The 3,547-nt window shown below is 40.0% G+C and carries 3 protein-coding genes; 1 reads left to right on the forward strand and 2 read right to left on the reverse strand.

What is annotated here, in order from left to right; genetic code table 11:
- Together H7254_RS15905 and H7254_RS15910 are read right to left on the reverse strand one after the other, a co-directional pair.
- On the reverse strand, positions 1–770 hold a 770-nt coding region (locus H7254_RS15905), incomplete at its 3' end, for a Gfo/Idh/MocA family oxidoreductase (RefSeq protein WP_301933903.1).
- A 62-nt stretch (positions 771–832) separates the two neighbouring features.
- A complete protein-coding gene (locus H7254_RS15910) occupies positions 833–1,234 on the reverse strand; it encodes an SET domain-containing protein (protein WP_301933904.1) in 402 nt (133 codons plus the stop codon).
- A gap of 236 nt (positions 1,235–1,470) precedes the next feature.
- Between H7254_RS15910 and mgtE the strand changes: the two genes are divergently transcribed.
- Entirely contained in the window at positions 1,471–2,877 is a 1,407-nt protein-coding gene (gene mgtE, locus H7254_RS15915) for a magnesium transporter (RefSeq protein ID WP_301933905.1), read from the forward strand.
- The last annotated feature ends 670 nt before the right edge of the window (positions 2,878–3,547 follow it).

Below are 3,547 nucleotides of genomic sequence, written 5' to 3' on the forward strand. Positions count from 1 at the left end.
GCCTCCTGCACATCGCCCCTGGTTTTAATAAACGACCCCTTCATACCATGTATTACATTGGCCGGAATAGCTTCCCTTACAATATTACCGGCCTTCAGGCGAACACTTAAAGATGGATAATACAACCTCATATCAAACCAGTCATCCACTTTTGAATTAGGTCTGGTAATGCATATATCTGCAAAAAGTGCATTTGGCATGCCAAAAATATGCAGGGCTTCGTCTATCAGGTGAGGTCCGAGATCCATCAATAAACCCGCTCCCGGATTGGGCATTTCTTTATGCAGTTTGGGACCAACCAAGGGTTTAAACCGGTCGTAGTGAAACTCTGCCTCAACAATGTCACCAAGCAACTTGTCTGCAATTACCCTTTGCACAGTGCGGCAGTCGCTGTCAAATCGCCGGTTCTGGTATACACTAATCATTTTATCCTGCTTTTGGGCCAGTGCTTTTAAAGCTTCCCCCTGGGCAACCGATGTTGTAAATGCTTTTTCCACCACAACATGTTTACCCGCCTGTAATACTTTAGTGGCATATTCATAATGCGAATCATTGGGCGTATTCACTATTACCAGCTCAATGGTTTCATCGGCAAGCAGGGCCTCCAGTGTTGCATAAGATGTTGCATCGGGATAGTTTTGCTGAATATTTTTATTACTTCTTTCCCATGCTCCGCATAATTTAAAACCGGGATGTGCAGCAATAAATGGTGCATGAAAGATTTTGCCCGACATGCCATAAGAAAGCAACGCTGTTTTTATAATACGCATACTTATAAATTTGTTTTTATTGAAAAAATTTTATTCCATTTTATTACACGGACGCAATAACATTACTGACCGTTTTTTGCCTTACTCACTTCAAACCATAATTTTGCCGGATCATGCCAATCGCCGTTGTAATTGATGGTTAACTCCTCTCCTTTTTTTATATTCCTTACCGTTTTTACCGCAATGGTATCCTCTTCAAAATCCATAAAATATTCGCAGTTACTTTTATAACTGTGGTTGTACATGGGTACCAAACCCAATGCCATACAGCATTTATCTTTCAACTTTCCCCACTCAAAAATGTAATCGTGCAACAGCGTTTTATCCAGTAATTGCCTGTCTTCCTTACTCATTACTATTACCGGTGCCACTTCAATAATTGTATCTGCCTTGATAGCCATATTTGTAAAAACACCCCTTCCCTTACCGGTGGACGAATCAATAAATAATTCGGGTTTTAACATAATAGAACTTTAAACTTAAATGGAGTAATTTGCAAGATAGTTAAAAGGAAATTTACTTTTTTATTACCCTGAAGAGGTTTAGGCGTTTTTAATTTAGTAGAATTGCCGTTTAGACGTTTTATGTAATTTTAAATCATATCTGGCCTTTTAAAATTATGTGTGTAAAAATAAAAAACGCCTAAACGTTTTAACGGCAAAACAATTTACAATTCAATAGCCAAAAGCCTGATATACCAATGCCTTTAGAATTAGAAGAAATAAAAATACAGCAACAATTTGAAGAAGTAATTGCTTCGGAGGATAAACTGCGGATAAAAGAATTTTTGAATGACCAGAACATCAGTGAGGTTGCAGAACTCATCTACGACAATGAAGATTTTGATAGCCAGATCATCAGCCATCTTTCATTACACCGTGCCGCCAGTGTGTTTAAAATACTGGAGCTTTCCACACAAAAAAGAATCATTAAAAATTTACCTGCTTTTAATACAGCAGAATTATTAAATGAGTTGCCGCCGGATGACCGTACCGCATTTTTAAGTTTGCTACCCAGCAACGCTGTAAGGGAACTGGTTAAAACATTGAATCCCGAAGAAAGAAAGATAACACTTGGCTTATTGGGATACCCCGAAGGCAGTGTAGGCAGGCTGATGACACCCGACTATATTTACGTGTATGAACATGATACGGTAGAAGATGTGTTAAACACCATTCGTAAGTACGCTAAAAACAGCGAAACGATTGATGTAATTTATGTTATAAACGACAAGGGTGAACTGCTGGATGATATACGGATAAAGGATTTCATCATGGCTTCGGCAGATAAAAGAGTAGACGAATTAATGGATGGCAGGGTAGTTACTTTGCATGCGGAAGACGACCAGGAAGTGGCCAACGAAGCTTTTAAAATGAACAACCGCGTAGCTCTGCCCGTGGTAAGCAGGAGCAACAAACTGCTGGGCATTGTTACCATTGATGACGTATTGTGGGTAGCCAATGAAGAGTTTAGTGAAGACATGCAAAAAATGGGTGGAACAGAAGCATTGGATGAGCCTTATCTTGATACCCCGTTTTTAAAACTCATGAAAAAAAGAGCGGGCTGGCTGATTGTTTTATTTTTTGGAGAACTGTTAACTGCAACCGCACTCGCCTACTTTAACGATGAAATTTCAAAGGCCACTGTGCTGGTTATGTTCATGCCTTTGATTGCTTCAAGCGGCGGTAACAGTGGTTCCCAGGCTTCTACGCTCATTATTCAGGCGATGGCAGTTGGTGAAGTTTCACTTTCGGATTGGTGGCGGGTGATGCGGAGAGAAATTTTCAGCGGGCTTACATTGGGCGGTATTCTTGGGCTGATTGGTTTTATCAGAATTTGCCTGTGGCATGTACTGATGTCTCACGGCATATTACAGGATTTATATGGTATCCATTGGTTGCTGGTTGCCATGAGCGTGGGTGTTTCGCTTGTAGGGGTGGTACTTTGGGGTACCATTACCGGATCAATGTTGCCGCTTATTTTAAAAAAACTAGGTGCCGACCCTGCCGTAAGTTCAGCTCCCTTCGTAGCAACCCTTGTGGACGTTACCGGGCTGATTATCTATTTTTCAGTGGCGTATTTATTTTTAAAGGGTATTTTATTGTGATGACTGCATAATAACAGTGGAACCCGGTTTTATAAACCTTACGCCCTATTTACATACAATGTACTGGTCTCTTCCTTTGCGGTATTTTACAGTAAATAAATGATCAAATTTCTCTCTGGTATATTTTGTAAGGGTTGTAGTACGCCGAATTTTTTTATAATAATTGGCAAGTTATTAGTGTGGCCGATTACAAGAATGGACTTTCCTAAATCGTGGTGTACTTTTGTTTTTTCCAGCAGGTCTGCTCCGGTTGTATAGTCGGCATATTGCATTGCACCAATTACAGTGGAATCAGAAGGCTATCACCGTAATTTGAGTACAGCGAAATTGAGTTACATAAATACGTTGAAGTTTTCTACATGTGCTGAGGCATTGATAAAATAATTATGGTGTTGCCTGAAAAATAATTATATGACGGCATTTTGTTAATTTGCAAACTAATCATCCCGGGCCGCTTCTATAAAAGCTTCTTGTTGCTGTATAAGTACAAGAGTGCGACGCCAATAAAGCTAAATAGATAACCTGCTGCCCGGCTCAAAAATAAATTATAATATATGTGTGGAATTGTAGGATATACCGGCCCCAGGGAAGCCTACCCTGTTGTAATTAAAGGTTTAAAAAGATTAGAATACCGGGGCTACGACAGCACGGGCATAGCCCTGTTAAATGA

The organism is Ferruginibacter sp. (genome assembly GCF_014377975.1).
GTDB lineage: Bacteria > Bacteroidota > Bacteroidia > Chitinophagales > Chitinophagaceae > Ferruginibacter.